Below are 17,206 nucleotides of genomic sequence, written 5' to 3' on the forward strand. Positions count from 1 at the left end.
CATGCTCCTTCCGGGGCACCCCGCCCGGGTGGGTCTTCGCTTGCGATGGCAGGTCTCCTGACTCGCGGGTCTTTGCTCTCCCCACCTTCCCGGGCCTTTCGGACCAGTGGCATCGGGGGTCGCTCGCCGCCTACAGTTGCGGGGGCAGTCACGGCTTGGGCGGCTGATGCCTACACCCGACCCGTGTTCCCTTTTCACCCGGCCGCGCTTGGCTTGGCCGGGAACCATCCCGGGCAAGTTGCCGAAAGGCGGCGCCGGGGTCAAGCCACGAACCGACCGGCCCGAACTGGGGAACGACATTGCACACCTTCGCGATTCGGTTCACTGGTGTATGTTATAGTATAACATTACATGGTGAGCCAATCCTCAAACCGGCAAACACCCCGACTGACTTTCACCGCGCGATCGTCGGTGGAATCGGAACAACCACGCTCAGAAGCCATGTCCTGAACAACGGCAACTCTCGTCGCGTTGTGGCCACCCTTGCCTGGCAACGGCCAAAGATCGCGTGACCGCACACGGGGCACGCGCAACCGGCCACTGCTTGCTGCCCTGGCGCTGCCAATGTAATAGTATAACATAACTTGAACTAGAATCAGGAGGTGCGGATGATCCGCTCAAGACTTTCCATGGCGCTTCTGGCGTCAGCCATCCCGAGCCTTGCCGTCACTCCGGCCTTCGCGCAGGACCATGACGCAGAAACACACTACCGTCTCTTCATCGGCGACCATGCCGAAGGCATGATCCGCGCCGTCGAGCTGGATGACGGGGCATCGGCCGGGACATTCGCGCTCGACATGACCCCCGCCCTGACCCCAAGTGCAAGCGGCCGGACGGTGTTTGCCGTGCAGGGTGACGCAGGCAAGGTAACGGTGATCGACACCGGCATCGCATTCGAAGATCATGGCGACCACAGCGACCTGACCGTGACCGAGGCGCGCCTCTTGCCGGGCGAGATCGCGGGCAACGTTCCGGCGCATGTCGTCGAAGGGTCCGGCACCATCGCGATTTTCGATGACGGAACGGGTCGGGTGTCGCTTCTTGCCGAAGCGGACGTCCTTTCCGGCAAACTGGATCCGGTCATGCTGCAGCCGGGCGGGCCACACCATGGCCTTGCGGCACCGATGGGCGACTACATCGTTGTTTCCGTGCCGGGTGAGGCTGAAGATCAACCCCGCGTCGGCCTGAAGGTCGTCGACAGGCAGGGTCAGCAGATCGGTGACGTTATGGCATGCCCGGCCGTTCACGGGCAGGCGCAATCCGCGCGGGTGTTTGCCTTCGGCTGCAAGGATGGCGTGGTCATCGCCACGCCGTCTGCCGGCGCGGCACCGCCCGTGCTGCAGCACATCCCCACCACCGATCTGGGCGAGGGCAACGTCTCGACACTCAAAGGGGGAACGGCGCTGCAATTCTTCCTGGGCAACTTTGGTCCGAACGCCGTTGTCCTGTTCGAGCCAGGCCGCGATGCCCGATTCCGCAAGATCGACCTGCCCACGCGCCGGGTGGATTTTGCTCTCGACCCCGCCCACGCGCGCAATGCCTATATCCTGACGGAAGACGGGCAACTGCACCTTCTTGACGTCATCGACGGCGCAATCACGAAAAGCGTTCAGGTGACTGCGCCCTACTCCATGGATGGCCACTGGCGCGACCCGCGCCCGCGGCTGGCCGTGGCTGGCGAGCATATAGCGATCACCGATCCGTTGCAGGGTCTGGTGCGTCTGGTCGGCGTCGACAGCTTCGAGGAAGAGCGGACGATCCCGGTGGAAGGCGTGCCCTACACGATCGTCGCGGTTGGCGGGTCGGGTGCCACGCACTGAGCGGTGGCAAAGGTTGCGCCCGCTTGCTTCAGGCAGGCGGGCGCAGCACTTCGCACATCCGCCTCGGTCACGGCGGCCAGTGCCGACGGGACACGCAGCACTAGGCGGCGGCGCCCGGCGCGGTTGCCATGACAGACCTCTTTGGCCATGGTGCCCCCGGCGTGAACGGCGCCCTGCCGGAAGGCCATGCTACTGTCACGCCAATGGTCAGTCGGGCGCGGTCAGGACAACCGTAGCCCCGCCGACATTGAACGCTTCAAGCCGCCAGCCGCCCTTGTCAGCCGCGAGGATCGTCAGGCTGGCGGGGCCGACCGGGATCAGACGGTCGGGGCGCAGGTCGATCAGGCTGGCCAGCGCCGCCCGGATCGCCCCGCCGTGACAGACCGCCAGCACGGTCTGGTCGCAAAGCCGCATGGCGTCCTCGATGCCGGCCACGACACGGGCGCTGAAGCGACCCCAGTCCTCGCCACCCGGCGGGGTCTGCCGCCCGGCCCGCCAGCGCAGGTAAGCGTCTGGATCCCGCGCGCTGAGGTCGGCGATGCTCTGGTCGCTCCAGTCGCCAAGATCCTGCTCGCGCAGGCGCGGCTCGTCCCGGGCGGAGGCATGGCCAAGCAGCCGGGCGGTTTCGGCAGCGCGCGCAAGGTCCGAGGTCACGGCATGGTCGGGTGACAAGGCCGCAACCATCGGTGCCAGCGCGCGCGCCTGCGCCCGCCCCACGTCACTGAGGGCGATATCGGTCTGCCCTTGCAGGCGGCGGCTGGCATTCCATTCCGTCTCGCCATGGCGGACAAGGATCAGGCGTTTCAAGGCAGGGGTTGTCCTTCGATGTTGAAAAGGGCGTAGGGGGCCTCGGGCAAGGCAAGGTGCAGATCGGCGGGCAAGGGCGCTTCGGGTTCGGCAATCACCGTCACGCGCTGGTCGCCCAGCTTGCAGGTGACGACCAGCCTGCCCGCCAGAGGCACTACCTCTATCTTTTGTGCGGGCAGGCTGCGGGGGCCAGGACCGCTGAGGTGCCAGTCCTGCGCCCGGACCATCGCAAGGCCGGTGGCGCCGCGCAGCGCCGGATCAGGCAACAGCCCCAGCCAGGCACCGGCCTGAACGGGAACGAGGTTGGCCGGCGGCGTGCCGACGAACCGCGCGACAAAGGCCGTGGCGGGCTGCGTCAGAAGATCGCCAGGGCGGCCGAACTGTTCGATCCGCCCCCGGTTCAGCACGGCCACATGGCTGGCCATCGTCATCGCCTCGACCTGGTCATGGGTGACATAAACCGTCGTGGCCCCGGTGGCCGCATGCAGGCGCGTCAGTTCGTGCCGCATCTCGACCCGAAGCGACGCGTCAAGGTTCGACAGCGGCTCGTCAAACAGCATGATCTGCGGGCGTGGCGCGATCATGCGGGCCAGCGCCACCCGCTGCTGCTGACCTCCCGATATCTCTGCCGGATAGCGCCCGGCAAGATCGGCGATGCCGACGAGGTCCAGCGCCTCGGCCACGCGGATGCGGCGGATCGCGGGGTCAAGGCCTGACACCTTCAGCGGCCAGTCGACATTGCCGGCCACGGTCATGTGCGGCCACAGCGCATAGGACTGGAACACCAGGCCCACGCCGCGCTGGCCTGCAGGCAGCGACTGGCTGGCGCTGGCGACAAGTGTGTCGCCGAACCGGATCGTGCCGCGGGTCGGATTTTCCAGCCCCGCAAGCATCCGCAGCAGCGTGCTCTTGCCACAGCCCGAGGGGCCAAGCAGCACAAGGAAAGCACCCGCAGGCACCGAAAGCGATACGTCGTCGACGACCGGCGCATTGCCCGTGCCGAACGCCTTGACAAGGTTTTCCAGCGTGATCATGCAGCGTTCCTTTGCCGCTTGCGCAGCAGTTGAGCGACCAGCGTGGCCGCGATCGACAGGATCAGGATGACAAGCGTCACCGCATTGGCAAACTGGTGGAACCCGTCAGAGGCATAGCGATAAGACAGGACCGACAGAACGGGCGTCGCCGGGGTGTAAAGCAGCACGACGATGGCCAGATCCCCGATGACGCTGACAAAGATCAACAGAACCCCTGCGATCTGCCCCGGCGCCGCCAGCGGCAAGGTGATCGACCAGAGACGGCGCAGAAATCCGGCACCGGTGATGCGGGCGGCCTCGTCGATCTCGCCCGAGATCTGGGCAACCGTCGCCCGTCCCGTCTGCACCGCGAAGGGCAGCATCGCAGCGGTCAGCGCAAGCGCCAGCAGCAAGGGCGTGCCATAAAGCGCGGGGAACGAGCCGATGGGCGCGCCGTAAAGGGCTATGTAGGCAGCACCAAATGCGATGCCGGGCAACAAAAGCGGCAAGAAAGACAACTGCGTCGCAGCGCCGGTCAGCAGTGGCAAGTGCCAGCGCGTTGTCGTCACCGCCACCACAAGGCCAACGGCATTCGCCGCAAGGGCCACTGAAATGCCCAGACCCATCGTCACGCCAAGAGCTGTCAGAAGTTGTGGATTGTGCAGGATACCGGCCAGCCCGCGCGCAAAGGCCGGGTCGGCTTCGCCGATCCAGTAATGCAGCGTCCAGTCGGAAAACAGCGCAGATGACATCGGCGCGAGGCTGGCTGCGGCCAACAGGATGATGGGCAGGATCGTCGTGACAAGGCAGATCAGAAGCGCCAGCGCACAAAGCGGCCAGCGGGCGCGGCCCAGTTCCATCACCCGCCCGCGCCCACCCTTGCCGGTTATCGTGGCAAAGCTGCGCCGCCCCGCCAGCAGCCGGTTGCCCAGCCCCAGAAACACCGCCGAGACGGCAATCAGCAGGATGGCAAGGACATAGCCCCGCTCGGTCTGGCCGATTTCGATCATGCCGAACAACCGGGTGGACAGCGTCTGCATGCGCACCGGCAGGCCCAGCAGCGCAGGTGTGGCAAAGTTCGACACCGCCCCGGCAAAGGCCAGCGAAGCCCCGGCCAGCAGCGCAGGTGTGACGACTGGCAACACGATGCCGGTCACGATGCGGCGACGTGAAGCGCCGGTCATCATGGCAGCGTCGATCAGGTCGCCGTTGACACTGGACAGGGCGGCCGAAATCACCGTGAAGGCAAGGGCATAGTAGTGCGCGATCAGCACGAGTATCACCGGCACGATTCCCCAGGCCAGCCAGTCAGGCACCGCGACGCCCAGCCCCTCAAGCATCCCCCCCGCGCCGCCGGTGCGCCCGTTGCTGAACATCGTGCCCCAGGCAAGGGCGGTGGCAAAACTGGGGATCATGAAGGGCAATGTGGCCATGAAGCCGATGCTGCGCCGGAAAGGCACGTCGGTCATGGTGACAAGCCATGCCAGAAAGCCCCCGATCAGCAGGCAACCGGCCGCGACGGCAACCCCGATGGTCAGGGTTGTTGCCAGCGGGCGCCACAAAAGGTTGCGCGACAAGCGGCTGGCCAGCACCTCGGCCCAGGCGGCACTGCCCAGAGTTTCACCAAGGATCGTTGCGAGCGGGGCAGCCACCAGCAGACACAGGACTGTCAGGACCGCGAGAGTGGGCCACAATCCGGGGTGGCGCAAAATGGGAGGCATCATCGGCTCCGGGGCGGGCGGCAGGGCGCTGTCGCCCTGCCGCGGCAAGTCATTGCAGCGTGAGGATCAGGTCAGCCACCTCGGCGCGGATCGTGGCGGTTGTTTCGGCGTCGATGATCCAGCCGTTGAAGGCCTCCAGCGGGATGGCATCGGGGTGCGGGGCGATGTCCGAGCGGGTGGCCCAGTCGCCCGCGACATAGAACGGCGCAAAGCCCGCGCCGCCGGTGTCGCTGTCGTCGCCCATCAGGAAGTCGATGGCAAGCCGAGCCGCCGCCGGGTTCTGCGCCTTCGGGTTCACCGCCAGCAGCGCCGGAAAGACGATGCCATTGGCCGGAACAACATCGTTCGCCACCTGCAGCGCCCAGCCTTCGTCCTCGTTGTCGCGCCGGTCGGAGTAGGAGGTAAAGCCGATCGGAGCCGCGTCCTGACCCAGCGCGCCGATAGCGGCGTTCACGTCGTCGGTTGACCCGACCAGCACCAGATCATTGGCAAAAAGGTTGGCGATGAACTGCTCGCCCGCGTTGGCCACGCCTTCGTCAAGGGTGATTGGCGATCCGAAAGCGGCCTCGTAGGCGGCCGCCATGGCGTCCGACTGCAGGACGATCTCGGTCATCAGGTCCAGGTAGTCGCCGCGCTGCAGCGGGTCCACCATGATGACGCGGCCGGTCCAGGCTTCGGTCGTCAGATCCCACAGGTTGTCGACCGGGGCGCCATCGGGATAGCTTTCCTCGTTATACATCAGAACCTTGGTCGAAAGCCGCTGGGCCAGCAGGGGGCTGCGGAAACGCTCGTCCAGCACAGATTCCAGCCGGGCCGGCACATAGGGCGCGACCAGGCCCGCAGCCAGAAGGTCGGTCAACACAACCGGCGCGTCCGAGATGTAGATGACATCGGCACCGGCAAGACCGGCCTGGGCCTCACTGGTGATGCGGGCGATCTGTTCGGTCGAGGACATGTCGAAGCCGATCATGTCGATGCCGGGATAGGCCGCCTCGAACGCTTCCTCGACATTGCCGATGCGGCTGGTGAAGGAATAGACGGTAACGCTGCCTTCGGCTTGCGCCAGCGGCAACAGGGCGGCGGCATCAAGTGCGTCGATGTTCTGGGCGGAAAGCGGCGCTGCAAGGGCCAGAAGGGCAAGGGCAGAGGTTAAGGAACGGCGCATCGGCGAATCCTCTCGGGTTGAAGTTACCCTGCCTTTGTAGGGCAAACTTGCAACAGAAATGTGACTTGCAAGAAAACTTGCAAACGGTGGGGATGCGCCGGCGTTTCGACCTCTCAATCGAACCTGTCGATGAGAGTGCCCAGTCGGGACAGAACCGACAGCGCAGAACCGCCATGGCGCACGCCAAGGGCCAGGATCAGGGCGTTGCAGATCAGCATCGGCACGGTCAGCGACTGGAAACCGCCCTCGTTCCCCCCGCGCGGAGCCGTCAGCAGCAGGTCGGGCGCGGGGTTCAGCGCCGGACCCAGCGTGTCGGAAATGGCCAGCGTCGCGGCACCCACCTCACGCGCCACTCCGACAAGCGGCGCGAAGGATCGCGGCTGCCGACGAAAGGCAAACAGGACAATGGTATCGCCAGCGCCGATGGCCAGCGCCTGTTCCGCCAGGTCACGCGCGCTGCCGGTCAACATCACCGGCTGGCCACCCATCCGCCGCAAACGGCGCGCAAACATTTCGGCCAAGACTGTCGCATTTCCCTGAGCGAACAGGAAAAGCCGGGGCCGGTCGATCAGTTCTGCGGCCCGGATGACCATCTCTTCGTTCAGGTAATCCGATATCGCGGCAAGGGCCGCCGTTTCAACGGCGATCAACCCGCCCAGCAGCTTGCCGCCACTGGCTTGCAGCGTCTCAAGCAGCCGCTCGGCTGGGTCGGTCGTGTCGAGAAATTCCCGGCGAAGCTGATCGCGAAAGGCGCCATAGCTTTCAAACCCCAACTTTCGGGCAAAGCGCGAGGTGCTTGCCTCATGCGCCCCGGCCCGTGCGGCGAAGTCGGCCGAGGTTCCCAAGGCGACGATCCGGGGCGCCTCGACCAGCGCCGTCACCAGTCGCGACTCGGTCGGGGTCAACTGACCGGACAGTTCCTGTATCCGCGCAACAATGCTATGCATCACGCTGCCAACCGCCGGCATTCCATGACCATGCCGTGATGCGCGCCGCCGAAAGCGTCACCGGCGCAGCGCCCTCGCAGGGTCAGAACCAAGCATGGCAAAGTGTAGCAATGAGGCATTTCCAAGCGGGTATTTGCCCTACGTCGGGGGTGAAACTGGCCGCAGGGCCGGTGCGATGATGGCGGAGACCCGGTGGCTTGTCCATCCTTCGCAACTTTGCCGCAGCACGGTTGCCCTTCGGCCCGAAATCGTCCGTCGCCGCGCGTGACGATTCGTGCGACGGGGGCAACATGTTCGAGGCAGGCCTGCAAAGCCGTTGCCAAAGGTTCCCGCAGGTGACGCCGGATCAGACGACCCTCACGGCCGGGCACCTTCATCTTGGTGTCCCGGAATGCCGTTTTTCGCCGATCAGACCGGCAAGGCCGTTCCCGATGCCAAAGCTGCACCGGTCGCGTTGCGTGACTTCACCTGAACCTTGATGCTGATTTCCCGGCGCATCCTGTTTTCTCTGCCAGGGCTGGCGGCGGGCAAAGCCCGCTTCGGCCAGCACAAATGCGCCGGGGAATTGCGCGGCCCCGCGCGACCTTGGATGTTCAAAAAGGAACCTGCCGGGACTGCATACATGTTCCGACCGGTTTTGCAGCACTGGCGTGACAGTCTTTTGCGCATGGCTGTCACAAGGTTAAGGCCGCAATCCTGCGTCAAACCTGCATGCGAAAGCCCGGGCACGGGTTTTCCCATGGTCGATGCGCAGACAGGGGCGACATGGCTTGTTGGCGCAGAAGGCTAGCGGCCGCAACTCGACGTCGCTTGTATCAATCCATGGCCATAGACCGCGTCGCGCCCTGGTTCGCCCAGGTCACGTGCATCGGCAGCCAGCTGCATCGCAACTTCTGACGCAGAAAGCTCGGGCCTGCCAGCAAGCATCAGCGCGGCGGCGGCTGTAACGAAGGGTGCGGCAAACGAAGTGCCGGTCTTGGGCCGCGCGCCGCTGACCGAGGCTGCCGTCCACACATCAACCCCGGGGGCGGCGAAATCGAGGTGGGGCCCGCGACCCGCGCGCCGGTAAACGTTGCCTGTGCGGTCAACTGCCGTCACCGCGATGACCGAGGGATATGCGGCAGGGAATGCCGGTTCGGCACTGGGCCCGGCATTGCCACTCGCGGCCACAACGATGACATCACGCGCGGAAACGGCGTCGATCGCACGCTCCAGCACCGTGTTCGCAGGGCCTGCGAGGCTCATGTTGAGAATCCGGACATTTCGGGCGGCCAGAAAGTCAATCGCGGCGGCAAGGGTGAAAACATCCGCCCGCTCGTCCCCGTTGCTGGAGTGAAAGGCATCGACCGCGATCACGCGGGCATTGGGCAAAAGACCCGGCGACCGGCTTGCCGGATCACCGATCAAAATTGCCAGGACGGCCGTTCCATGAACAGCCCGCGACGGATCATAGTCAGCGGGCGTCATGCGATGCAGGGCAAGACGCGCCGACGCGAATGCGGGATGGACAGGATTGATACCGGTGTCGATGACTCCGATCACCACATCCCCGCCGCAGGTGGATGCCGACGCCGACGTGATCCAGCCGATCAGGTTCTGAGAGGCGCAGTGCGGCCCTTCGCAGACAGCAGGGTCAGGGGATTGTTCCGTCCGATAGAAATGGTTGAAATCGGCATCTGCCCCCGATGGCAGGGCGCGCACCTCATTCCGGGCAGCTTCCAGTGTCGTATCGGCAGGTATGGCAAGGCGCCGGGAGATGCCGCCAATCTCGGGCAAGGATCGTTCTTCGGTAACGCTGTAGCCACGCGCCAGCAAAACCGCCAGGTCGACGTTGGACAAATTCAACGCAACGATTTCGCCGGGCGCCATGACCGACAGTTCAACAGGGGCCAGAGCGCGGGTAGGCGAACGCGGCCGCGCCGCGCCGGCATTGCCCGGTGTTCTGCCAGTCGGACGAATGCCGCCGTCATCGTCATCGTCTCCCGCGTCACGACCTTGACCATCGCCGTCATCGTCATCGTCGTCGCCACTGTCGTCACTGCCGCCATCGTCGTCACTGTCATCCTGTGCCCAGGCGGCATCGATTGGCCACAGCGCCGCACCCGCCGAAGCAAGCGCCACGCAGATCAACACAAGAATTGCGCGAAAGGAAAGATAAGGGGGCATGTTGTCGTCCTGTCCAGGCGTGATGGCGGTGGGGGATCCCCGCACGCACTCCACGCATACGGCCAAAGGCTGCAATATATTCCTTGACCACGCAACACAGGCCGCCAATGAAGGCGCCATGAAGGATTCATTCAGCAAAGATTTGATCGCCCTGCTGCCGAACCTGCGACGGTTCGCGCTGTCGCTGTGCCGCCGCCCGGATCTTGCCGATGATCTGGTGCAGATCACTGCGGAGCGCGCCTTTGCCGCGCGGGATCGGTTCGATCCGGCGACGCGGCTTGATGCCTGGCTGTTCCGCATCCTGCGCAACGCCTGGATTGACCATGTTCGCCGGGTGAAAACGCAAGGCACAACCGTGGACATCGCCGATACGCCAGACGCGGCGGTTGTGGACGGTGTGCGCAACGTCGAGGCCCTGTTGATGCTGCGGCAGACCGAGGCCGCAATGGCCGAACTGCCCGAAGATCAGCGCGAAGTTCTGGTGCTGGTCTGTGTCGAAGACCTCAGCTACCGCGAAGCCGCCGAAGTGATCGGCGTGCCCATCGGCACGGTGATGAGCCGCCTGTCGCGCGGGCGGCTCGCGCTTGCCGGAAAAATGGGAATAAAATGACACACGGCACGTTCTACCCTCAACATGTCGGGAAAGGTGGTCAGGATGGCGATTACAGATGAAATCCTCATGGCCTATGCTGACGGTGAAATGTCGGATGCAGAGGCTGCCGAAGTAGAACGTGCCATCGCGGCCGATGCAGAGCTGGCAGCCAAGGTTGCGCTTTTCAGGAAAGGTCGCATGGCGCTGGCAGGTGCATTGGGCGCGCCTGCGCCCGTTCCGGCCGCGCTGATGTCGCGGGTGCAGGAAATGGCCGACGCCATGCGCCCGGATACGCCCGTTGGCACCAGCAATGTGATCGACCTTTCAACGCGCCGGAAAAGCGTCCCGTTCTGGCAAGTGCCGCTCGCGGCAAGTGTCGCACTGGCTGTGGGGCTTTCAACCGCGCTTTTCCTTGGTGCCGAAAGGGGTGGTCAGGATGGGCTGCTGGTTGCCCGGCAAAGCGATCCCGAGGTCATCAATGCGCTGAACGCGGTGGGGTCGGGCACATCTGTCGATATCAGGTCCGGTGCGCAGTTCACCCTGATCGCAACATTCCGCGATGCGAATGGCCACCTTTGCCGCGAGTTCGAACGTGAACAGATGAGCGGCGCTTCGGTTGTGGCGGTGGCGTGCCGGGCCGATGCGCAATGGGAGGTGCGGTTTGCGGTCGCCGTGGCTGCGGCGGATGACACGGCGTATGCCCCGGCCTCGTCATTGGAAACGCTGGATGCCTGGCTTTCCGCAACCGGGGCCGCGGCGCCGATGTCGCAAGAGGAAGAACGCGCGGCGCTGGACAGCCTTCGCTGACCGGCAGCGCTGGTTGCGCCGGTCAGCTGCCGTCGCCGGGCGTTGTGCGCGCACCCGGCTTAAGGCGGTTGTCCGCAACACCCCACACCGGTTCACGCAGCGGCATCACCCAGGGATCGGGGCCCAGCCGGTTGAGAGTGACCGAAGTCAGGTCTACCTCGGGGTTGATGAACGGTTGCATCGGCCGCCCGTTCAGCGATTTCCAGATGTCGGCATACACCGCCACGTCGCGGTAGCCCGCATCGGTCCAACGGGATTTCAGATAGCCGGCGAACTGGTGGATCATGTCCGGTCGCACAAGCATCTTTCCTACCTGGCGGTCGGTCAGATGGCGTGCCGGATCCACCGTGTATTCCTGGCCATCCGCAACCACGCGGAACGCGCCGTCAGCCTGGCGATCATAGATCCGCATGCGCCATGAAAAGCGGTGGCCGTCGCCGGTCCAGCGCACCTCGCCCGGAATCAGCCCCGCCCGCAGCGGAAGCGCGATCTGGATGGCAATCCAGACCACGAGGCCGATCATCACGCCGCGCGGCAAGGTTCCTGCCGCAACCCGCGTGGTCGGTCCGTGGGCGACCAGCGTCCCGAAGGGCGCGACAAGCCGTTGCGCCAATTGACGGGGCCAGTCCGGGTCAAAGAAGATCGTCGTGGCCGCGATGGTCAGCCACGGAAAGATGCCGATGTTGAAGAACACCGCGTTCGCCATGTGGAACGCGCAATAGATCACGAACGTCGGCAAGCGGGTCTTGCGCCAAAGCAGCAAAGGCGCGCCCAGAACATGCAGCGCGACCGTCGTCCAGGTTCCGGCGATGATGACCCAGTCATAGTGAAACAGAAAGCCAAAGGGAAACGCATCGGACTGGTCCCGCAGCCACAGGCCAAGCGGCTCGCCGGCCAGCCAGTCGGGTGTGATCTTCACCAGCCCGGCAAAGACCAGCATGATTTCCATCTGCGCGCGCAGGATGAAGACCGCCGCATAGGGCACCTGATCAGACGCGACACCCCGCCGCCAGCGCGCATCCAGCGACAGGGCGCGATGCGCAGGCAGAAAGCACATCAGGACAAGAAACAGCAGAACCAGATAAAAGTGATTCAGGTACTCGGCCTTGTCGAGCAGGAAGAAGTAGGCAAAGCTCATGGTCAGTATCACGATTGAGACGCGATAGAACAACCCCAGCATCACACACAGGGCCGACAGGCCGACCACACACCAGGCAAGGTGTATCCAGGGCTCGGGCAGTGGCGTGACCCAGCCTAACCCGCTGAAGGAAAAATTGAATTCAGGTTCAACGAAATAGCGATGGATACGGTCATACTGGATGAACCGCCAACAGTCCCATACCAGCATCGCGCCAAGGCCGATCCGAAAGGCGGCCAGCGACAGGCTGGAAACCGGCCGCGACAGCATGTCCGCAAGGGCCGTTCGTGACAGGGGCGTCGTGATGTTCGGCTGCACCGCAAATCCTCCGGTTGAATCATTGTGCAGGGAATAACGCGTCGAATGGCACGTTATTCCCCCGTCGCAGCCAAAGTGTGAGCTTCGCAATGGAACCATCAGGTTTGACGATCCTCTATGATGGCGACTGTCCGTTTTGCACGGCCTACGTCGGCATGGCGCGCCTGCGCCGTGATGTCGGCAATGTCGTGCTGTTGAGCGCGCGCGAGCCTCATCCCGAGGTCACAGCCATCGCCGCCGCCGGATACGATCTGAACGCCGGAATGGTGGTGATCTGGCGTGGCAGGATCTTTCATGGAAGCCAAGCGGTCCATCTTCTGGCAATCCTGGCAAGCGACGGCGGCTGGTTCAACCGTTTCCAGCGTCTGGTATTCGGTGGGCCAAGGCGCGCGGCCATGCTTTACCCTTTGCTTGCTGCTGGCCGCAGGGTGTGGTTGCGGCTTTCCGGCGCATCCCTGATCTCGCACGGGCCAAAAAGTTCTGACCAAAGGGAATAGGCTTCTGTTCGGTTCGTTGTCTTCTTGTGGCTGCCGTGAAGGCCACGCAACAGAGGAAACGATAGATGAAATTGCTGATACCGATCCTCGCTGTCGGCCTCGTCGCGGGCGCGACAGGCTGGAGCACCCCCGTTCAAGCTTACGACGGCATGCAGTTCCGGCACTTTCTGAATGGGCTTTTCGTCGAGGCGCGAGGCGGTTCTGCCCGTTCGTGGAACGACGATGATGATGACGGCAAGCGCAAGCGGGTGGTCCGTTCGCGCGACGATGACGATGATGACGGCAAGCGCAAGTCCAAGTCCAAGTCCAAATCGCGCGACGATGACGACGACGATAGCGGGCGCGGACGCGGGCGCAACGACGACGACGATTGAAGCCACAATCGCGTCACGTCACGGGCCGCGGCAGTCGTCTGCCGCGGCCCAACCGCTACGCGCACCTGTTCGACCAAGTCGCAAGCGGGGAGAGTCGGCATTCTGCGGCACGCCACACCTGTGAGGTTCGTATTTAGTAACATTGGTATAGACTGCTTCATTTGCGTTATACTTTCTTTTTGCACAGCACATGGTGGTTCCTGTTGAAGTCGAATAACACATGATAAGTTGCGCTTATCATGGTTATTAATCTGGAAGCGCCAATATGACAGGCTGGCCCGGGAACTTGCACGAAACGCCTCGGAACAATTGCCGGACACTGCCAACGGCGTGCCATTCCGGGCAGAGCAGATGCCCCCGTCGAATGTGACAGCGCCCCTGCAGCGGACCATCGGCTCCGCCAGCGCGTTCACCTGACGGGCAGATGCCACAGGCTGCGGCGGGTCGTGCATGCCAATCTGCGCGGGATGCGGGGCAACAGCCTCTGATTTGCGGGCAATGCCAGAGTATCAAAGGCTGGCGGTTATGCCGCCATCGACGAAAAGCACATGCCCGTTCACGAAAGACGAAGCCTCGGAGGCAAGGAAGATGCAGGCACCAACCAGTTCCTCGACGCGCCCCCAGCGGCCAGCGGGCGTTCGTTTTTCAAGCCACGCGGAAAACTCTCCATCCGCCAACAGGGCCGCGTTCAGGTCGGTGCGGAAATAGCCCGGCGCAATGGCATTGCACTGCATCCCAAACCGGGCCCAGTCCGTTGCCATGCCCTTGGTCAGGTTGCCGACAGCCCCCTTTGTCGCCGCGTAAGGCGCGATCCCGGGCCGCGCCAAGGCCGTCTGAACACTGGCGATGTTGATGATCTTGCCGTGTTCCCGACGGATCATGTGCCGCGCGACAGCCTGACCAACGTGAAAGACCGAGGCGATATTGGTCTGCAACAGCAAATCAAACTGGTCTGGCGGAAATTCAGCCAGCGGCGAACGATACTGCATACCGGCGTTGTTCACCAGAATGTCGATGGGGCCCACCTCTGCCTCGAACCTGTCGACAGCCTGCCGGGCGGCCTGATGATCCGTCACGTCAAAGGCCAGCGTTCTTGCGCCGCCCAGACCTTCCGAAGCCGCCGCCAGTCGCTCTGCCGAACGACCGTTCAACACCACCTCGGCCCCGGCATCGCAAAGACCGCGGGCAAGCGCCAGTCCGATGCCCTGCGTTGATCCCGTGATCAGGGCCCGCCGTCCCTTCAGATTGAACAATTCCAGCGACATGGTTAGCCTGTCACGTCGGCGGCGACGGCATCAAACCTGGCAGCGGGGCGCCAATCAGCCGATGCAGTCTTGCCCGCCAGCAGCATGACCGCCCCCAGCATCACGGCAAGGCCCACAAAGACCGGCCCCAGCCCGAACAAGCCACCCACGAACCCGATGATGGACGGGGCCAGCAGAAGGCCGGAATGGCCCATTGTCGTCACCACGCTCATGGCGACACCCGCATCGATACCGGGCTGATTGCCGGCGGACGAAAACAGGATTGGCACCATGTTGGCAATGCCGATGCCGCTGGCGAAGAACGCAACAATGGCTACCCACGGTTCGGTTGCCAGCCCGGCCACCGCAAGGGCAAGACCCGCGATCAGCCCCGACAGGCGAAAGGTCGCAACGGCACCCAACCTGTTGCGCAGCGAGTCCCCCAGAAAACGGGTCACGGCCATCGCGCCGGAAAAGCCTGCAAACGCAAATCCTGCCGTCGCCGTATCGGCCAGCATCGCCTTTTGCAGGAAAAGCGCGGACCAACTGAGAATGGCACCCTCCGCACACAGGCACAGCATGGCCATGGCCCCAATCACATAGATGGCCGCGCGCCGCGGCAAACGTCCCTGCGAATGCCCCGCAGGCCTGGCAACAGCCGAAGGCGTCGAACCATGATCGTCCATGACCATGGGATAGGCCAGTCCGACGACCAGCGCGGCAAGAACGGCCACCGCCAAGGCATGGGGGTAAAGCCCGACACGTTCGATCAGAACCCCACCCAGCGCCCCACCGGCAAAGCCGCCAAGGCTCCAGAACCCATGCGAAGACGACATGATTGCGCGCCCCAGCCGCTTTTCCAGCAGCACGACGTTGGCATTCATCGCCACATCCATGCCCCCGACGGCCCCGCCAAAAATGGCCAGCGCAAGGGCCGCCAGCCAGACGTTTGCGACAGCCAGCACCAGCGGCAAGGCGGCGATCACCGGCAGGGCAAACAGCAGCAAGGTCCGCCGCGAACCGAAGCGGGCCACCATCTGACCTGAAACCGTCATCGCCGCGATCGCCCCGAGGCCAAAGCACAGGATCAACAGACCCAGCGCAAACTCGCTGAGTTCCAGCCTTTGGGCCACACCGGGAATATGGGGCGACCAGCTGCCGACAACGAATCCGTTGGCCAGAAACATGCTTGCGGCGGCCCAGCGTCCGGCCTGCGCCGCCGGAGACGTCTGATCTGCGGGTGTCACGTCATCTTTCCTTCTTGTCTGGTTGTCCGGATTGAGCACCCTGCCCCCGATGGGACAGACCTTGCTGCCTTCAGGTGATCGCACCCTGATCAGGGTTGTTCCAAAGCCCGGCCAATCCAGGCCGTCACCTCGTCAAGGCTCATGCCCAGTTGTTCCTGGATCGTCAGCTTCTGCCCGTCACGGAAAACACCGTTCTCCGAAACCTCCAGCACCTTGCGGATCTGTTCTGCGGTCCACAGCTTTTCACGCACCAGCTGCACGGCCTGCGGATTGTGATCCAGACCGTATTTCTGAATGACGTAGACAAAGCCGCGCAGCTTCTGCAACCAGACCCGCACGTTCGTCAGCGCGATCCATGTCGTTTCAAAATCGGAATCGACCGAGACGACAGGCACGATGGCGACAGCAGCGCCGCTGGTCTTGACATAGCCCACGATGTCGAAATCAACCGTGAAATCAAATACGTCCATCTGGTCCAGCAGGCCCAGCAGGTATTCACGCTCGAACATCTTGAAGGGGCAGGTCACATCGCCCAGCAGCAGGTCAAAATTCAACAGGGCTTGCACGCGCTTGATGACATAATTGCCGTAGGACTCACTCTCGCGGCTGGTCTGCCATTCCAGAATCCGTGTGGAACGCCGGTCGCCCAGTGCGACCTTCTTTCCAAGGCCAGCCAGTTCATGCAGCAGCAATCCGGCCTGGCCCAGATGGTTGCTGTTGTCGCAATCGGTGTACATGACATAGTCATGCCCGTCACGGGCCGCCTGCTGCATACCCAGATGGATCGCGCCGCCTTTGGTCGAAAGTGCCGCAGTTTCAAGCCGCGACAAGGGAAGGTCCGGCGCAGGCAAGGCATCGGCCAGCCGCATGAGATGAACATTCGACAGCGCCTCGGCTTCGACGATGGCGCGGGCCACCGAAAGACTGTCTTCGGGGCAGTCGTCATCGACGATGTAAAGGCCCCAGCGGTGGGGCGTATCGCGGAAAAGCCAGTCCAGTTCCGCCACAGTCACGCGCAGCGCGTCCTCGCCGGTGGGGTTCGTCTCGGAATTGGGTTGAAGACGCCGCACCTCTTTCCAGACGGCAAAGACAACGCCCAGGCTAAGTGGCTTGGCCAGCGCCAGCACATGGCGACGTGCCCGCGCCAGATAGCCGACCAGTTCCACCAGAATTTCATCCCCGGGGCAAAGGGTGCGAATGGCCTCGATCTCGGTGATGTTCTCGGCCACCAGCCTGTCGGTGATGCGGAAAACCTCGGCGCGATAGTCCCACGAGCTCAGGAAACGCAGAACGTCCTGTGGCTGCGGGATGATCTTGGGATGGATGGTCTGATTCATGTTCACAGCTTTC

15 protein-coding genes and 1 riboswitch are annotated in these 17,206 nt (G+C 63.7%); of the genes, 5 read left to right on the forward strand and 10 right to left on the reverse strand.

All coding sequences use genetic code 11. The annotated features are described in order from the left end of the window. Window positions 1–30 precede the first annotated feature (30 nt). Window positions 31–244: riboswitch (cobalamin riboswitch) on the reverse strand. Window positions 245–629: 385 nt separating this feature from the next. Further along, window positions 630–1,820, forward strand: a complete 1,191-nt coding sequence (locus GEU84_RS16285) for a metallochaperone AztD (RefSeq protein WP_217438591.1) — start codon at window positions 630–632, stop codon at window positions 1,818–1,820. Window positions 1,821–2,027: 207 nt separating this feature from the next. Here GEU84_RS16285 and GEU84_RS16290 read toward each other — a convergent pair whose 3' ends face one another. The 6 genes from GEU84_RS16290 to GEU84_RS16315 all read right to left on the reverse strand — a co-directional run bounded on the left by GEU84_RS16290 (window position 2,028) and on the right by GEU84_RS16315 (window position 9,639). Further along, a complete protein-coding gene (locus tag GEU84_RS16290; RefSeq protein WP_152828030.1) occupies window positions 2,028–2,627 on the reverse strand; it encodes a histidine phosphatase family protein in 600 nt (199 codons plus the stop codon). Next, window positions 2,624–3,661: an ABC transporter ATP-binding protein gene (locus GEU84_RS16295; RefSeq protein WP_152828032.1), complete on the reverse strand. Its 1,038-nt coding sequence runs from the start codon at window positions 3,659–3,661 to the stop codon at window positions 2,624–2,626. Before GEU84_RS16295 ends, GEU84_RS16290 begins: the two co-directional genes overlap by 4 nt. Beyond that, a complete protein-coding gene (locus GEU84_RS16300; RefSeq protein ID WP_217438592.1) occupies window positions 3,658–5,292 on the reverse strand; it encodes an ABC transporter permease in 1,635 nt (544 codons plus the stop codon). The genes GEU84_RS16295 and GEU84_RS16300 overlap by 4 nt, the downstream gene beginning before the upstream one ends. 118 nt (window positions 5,293–5,410) lie before the next feature. Next, window positions 5,411–6,526, reverse strand: coding sequence for an ABC transporter substrate-binding protein (locus tag GEU84_RS16305; RefSeq protein ID WP_152828036.1), 1,116 nt, complete (start codon window positions 6,524–6,526; stop codon window positions 5,411–5,413). Between the two features lie 113 nt (window positions 6,527–6,639). Then, window positions 6,640–7,473, reverse strand: a complete 834-nt coding sequence (locus GEU84_RS16310; RefSeq protein ID WP_152828038.1) for a MurR/RpiR family transcriptional regulator — start codon at window positions 7,471–7,473, stop codon at window positions 6,640–6,642. 786 nt (window positions 7,474–8,259) lie between these two features. Continuing rightward, entirely contained in the window at window positions 8,260–9,639 is a 1,380-nt protein-coding gene (locus GEU84_RS16315; protein WP_152828040.1) for a S8 family serine peptidase, read from the reverse strand. A gap of 118 nt (window positions 9,640–9,757) precedes the next feature. Here GEU84_RS16315 and GEU84_RS16320 point away from each other — a divergent pair, with 118 nt between their 5' ends. Further along, window positions 9,758–10,249 carry an RNA polymerase sigma factor gene (locus tag GEU84_RS16320; protein ID WP_152828042.1) on the forward strand — a complete coding sequence of 164 codons (492 nt, stop codon included), beginning with the start codon at window positions 9,758–9,760 and terminating at the stop codon, window positions 10,247–10,249. A gap of 45 nt (window positions 10,250–10,294) precedes the next feature. Continuing rightward, window positions 10,295–11,038 carry a zf-HC2 domain-containing protein gene (locus GEU84_RS16325; RefSeq protein ID WP_152828044.1) on the forward strand — a complete coding sequence of 248 codons (744 nt, stop codon included), beginning with the start codon at window positions 10,295–10,297 and terminating at the stop codon, window positions 11,036–11,038. 22 nt (window positions 11,039–11,060) lie between these two features. Here the strand turns inward: GEU84_RS16325 and GEU84_RS16330 are convergent, their stop codons facing one another. Further along, on the reverse strand, window positions 11,061–12,494 hold the full coding sequence (locus GEU84_RS16330; protein WP_174539928.1) for an HTTM domain-containing protein: 1,434 nt from the start codon (window positions 12,492–12,494) through the stop codon (window positions 11,061–11,063). Window positions 12,495–12,598: 104 nt separating this feature from the next. On the opposite strand from GEU84_RS16330, the gene GEU84_RS16335 reads away from it, so the two are divergent. Beyond that, window positions 12,599–12,991, forward strand: a complete 393-nt coding sequence (locus GEU84_RS16335) for a DCC1-like thiol-disulfide oxidoreductase family protein (protein ID WP_217438593.1) — start codon at window positions 12,599–12,601, stop codon at window positions 12,989–12,991. Between the two features lie 65 nt (window positions 12,992–13,056). Next, a complete protein-coding gene (locus GEU84_RS16340; RefSeq protein WP_152828048.1) occupies window positions 13,057–13,365 on the forward strand; it encodes a hypothetical protein in 309 nt (102 codons plus the stop codon). Between the two features lie 509 nt (window positions 13,366–13,874). On the opposite strand, the gene GEU84_RS16345 is transcribed toward GEU84_RS16340, so the two are convergent. From GEU84_RS16345 to GEU84_RS16355, 3 genes are all read right to left on the reverse strand, one after another. Further along, the gene (locus tag GEU84_RS16345; protein WP_152828050.1) at window positions 13,875–14,630 is read right to left on the reverse strand and encodes an SDR family oxidoreductase; all 756 of its coding nucleotides are present in this window, start codon (window positions 14,628–14,630) and stop codon (window positions 13,875–13,877) included. A 2-nt stretch (window positions 14,631–14,632) separates the two neighbouring features. Beyond that, window positions 14,633–15,856, reverse strand: coding sequence for an MFS transporter (locus tag GEU84_RS16350; protein WP_338144820.1), 1,224 nt, complete (start codon window positions 15,854–15,856; stop codon window positions 14,633–14,635). An 89-nt stretch (window positions 15,857–15,945) separates the two neighbouring features. Further along, window positions 15,946–17,193 (reverse strand): glycosyltransferase family protein, encoded by a 1,248-nt coding sequence (locus GEU84_RS16355; protein ID WP_152828052.1) that lies wholly within the window; start codon window positions 17,191–17,193, stop codon window positions 15,946–15,948. Between the last annotated feature and the right edge of the window lie 13 nt (window positions 17,194–17,206).

The organism is Fertoeibacter niger, assembly GCF_009380135.2.
GTDB classification, from domain to species: Bacteria; Pseudomonadota; Alphaproteobacteria; order Rhodobacterales; family Rhodobacteraceae; genus Fertoeibacter; species Fertoeibacter niger.

Coding starts and splice junctions, on each gene's coding strand:
- GEU84_RS16285 (WP_217438591.1), top strand. CDS start 630: ATGGCGCTTCTGGCGTCAGCCATCCCGAGCCTTGCCGTCACTCCGGCC.
- GEU84_RS16310 (WP_152828038.1), bottom strand. CDS start 7,473: ATGCATAGCATTGTTGCGCGGATACAGGAACTGTCCGGTCAGTTGACC.
- GEU84_RS16295 (WP_152828032.1), bottom strand. CDS start 3,661: ATGATCACGCTGGAAAACCTTGTCAAGGCGTTCGGCACGGGCAATGCG.
- GEU84_RS16315 (WP_152828040.1), bottom strand. CDS start 9,639: ATGCCCCCTTATCTTTCCTTTCGCGCAATTCTTGTGTTGATCTGCGTG.
- GEU84_RS16320 (WP_152828042.1), top strand. CDS start 9,758: ATGAAGGATTCATTCAGCAAAGATTTGATCGCCCTGCTGCCGAACCTG.
- GEU84_RS16345 (WP_152828050.1), bottom strand. CDS start 14,630: ATGTCGCTGGAATTGTTCAATCTGAAGGGACGGCGGGCCCTGATCACG.
- GEU84_RS16340 (WP_152828048.1), top strand. CDS start 13,057: ATGAAATTGCTGATACCGATCCTCGCTGTCGGCCTCGTCGCGGGCGCG.
- GEU84_RS16355 (WP_152828052.1), bottom strand. CDS start 17,193: ATGAATCAGACCATCCATCCCAAGATCATCCCGCAGCCACAGGACGTT.
- GEU84_RS16305 (WP_152828036.1), bottom strand. CDS start 6,526: ATGCGCCGTTCCTTAACCTCTGCCCTTGCCCTTCTGGCCCTTGCAGCG.
- GEU84_RS16325 (WP_152828044.1), top strand. CDS start 10,295: ATGGCGATTACAGATGAAATCCTCATGGCCTATGCTGACGGTGAAATG.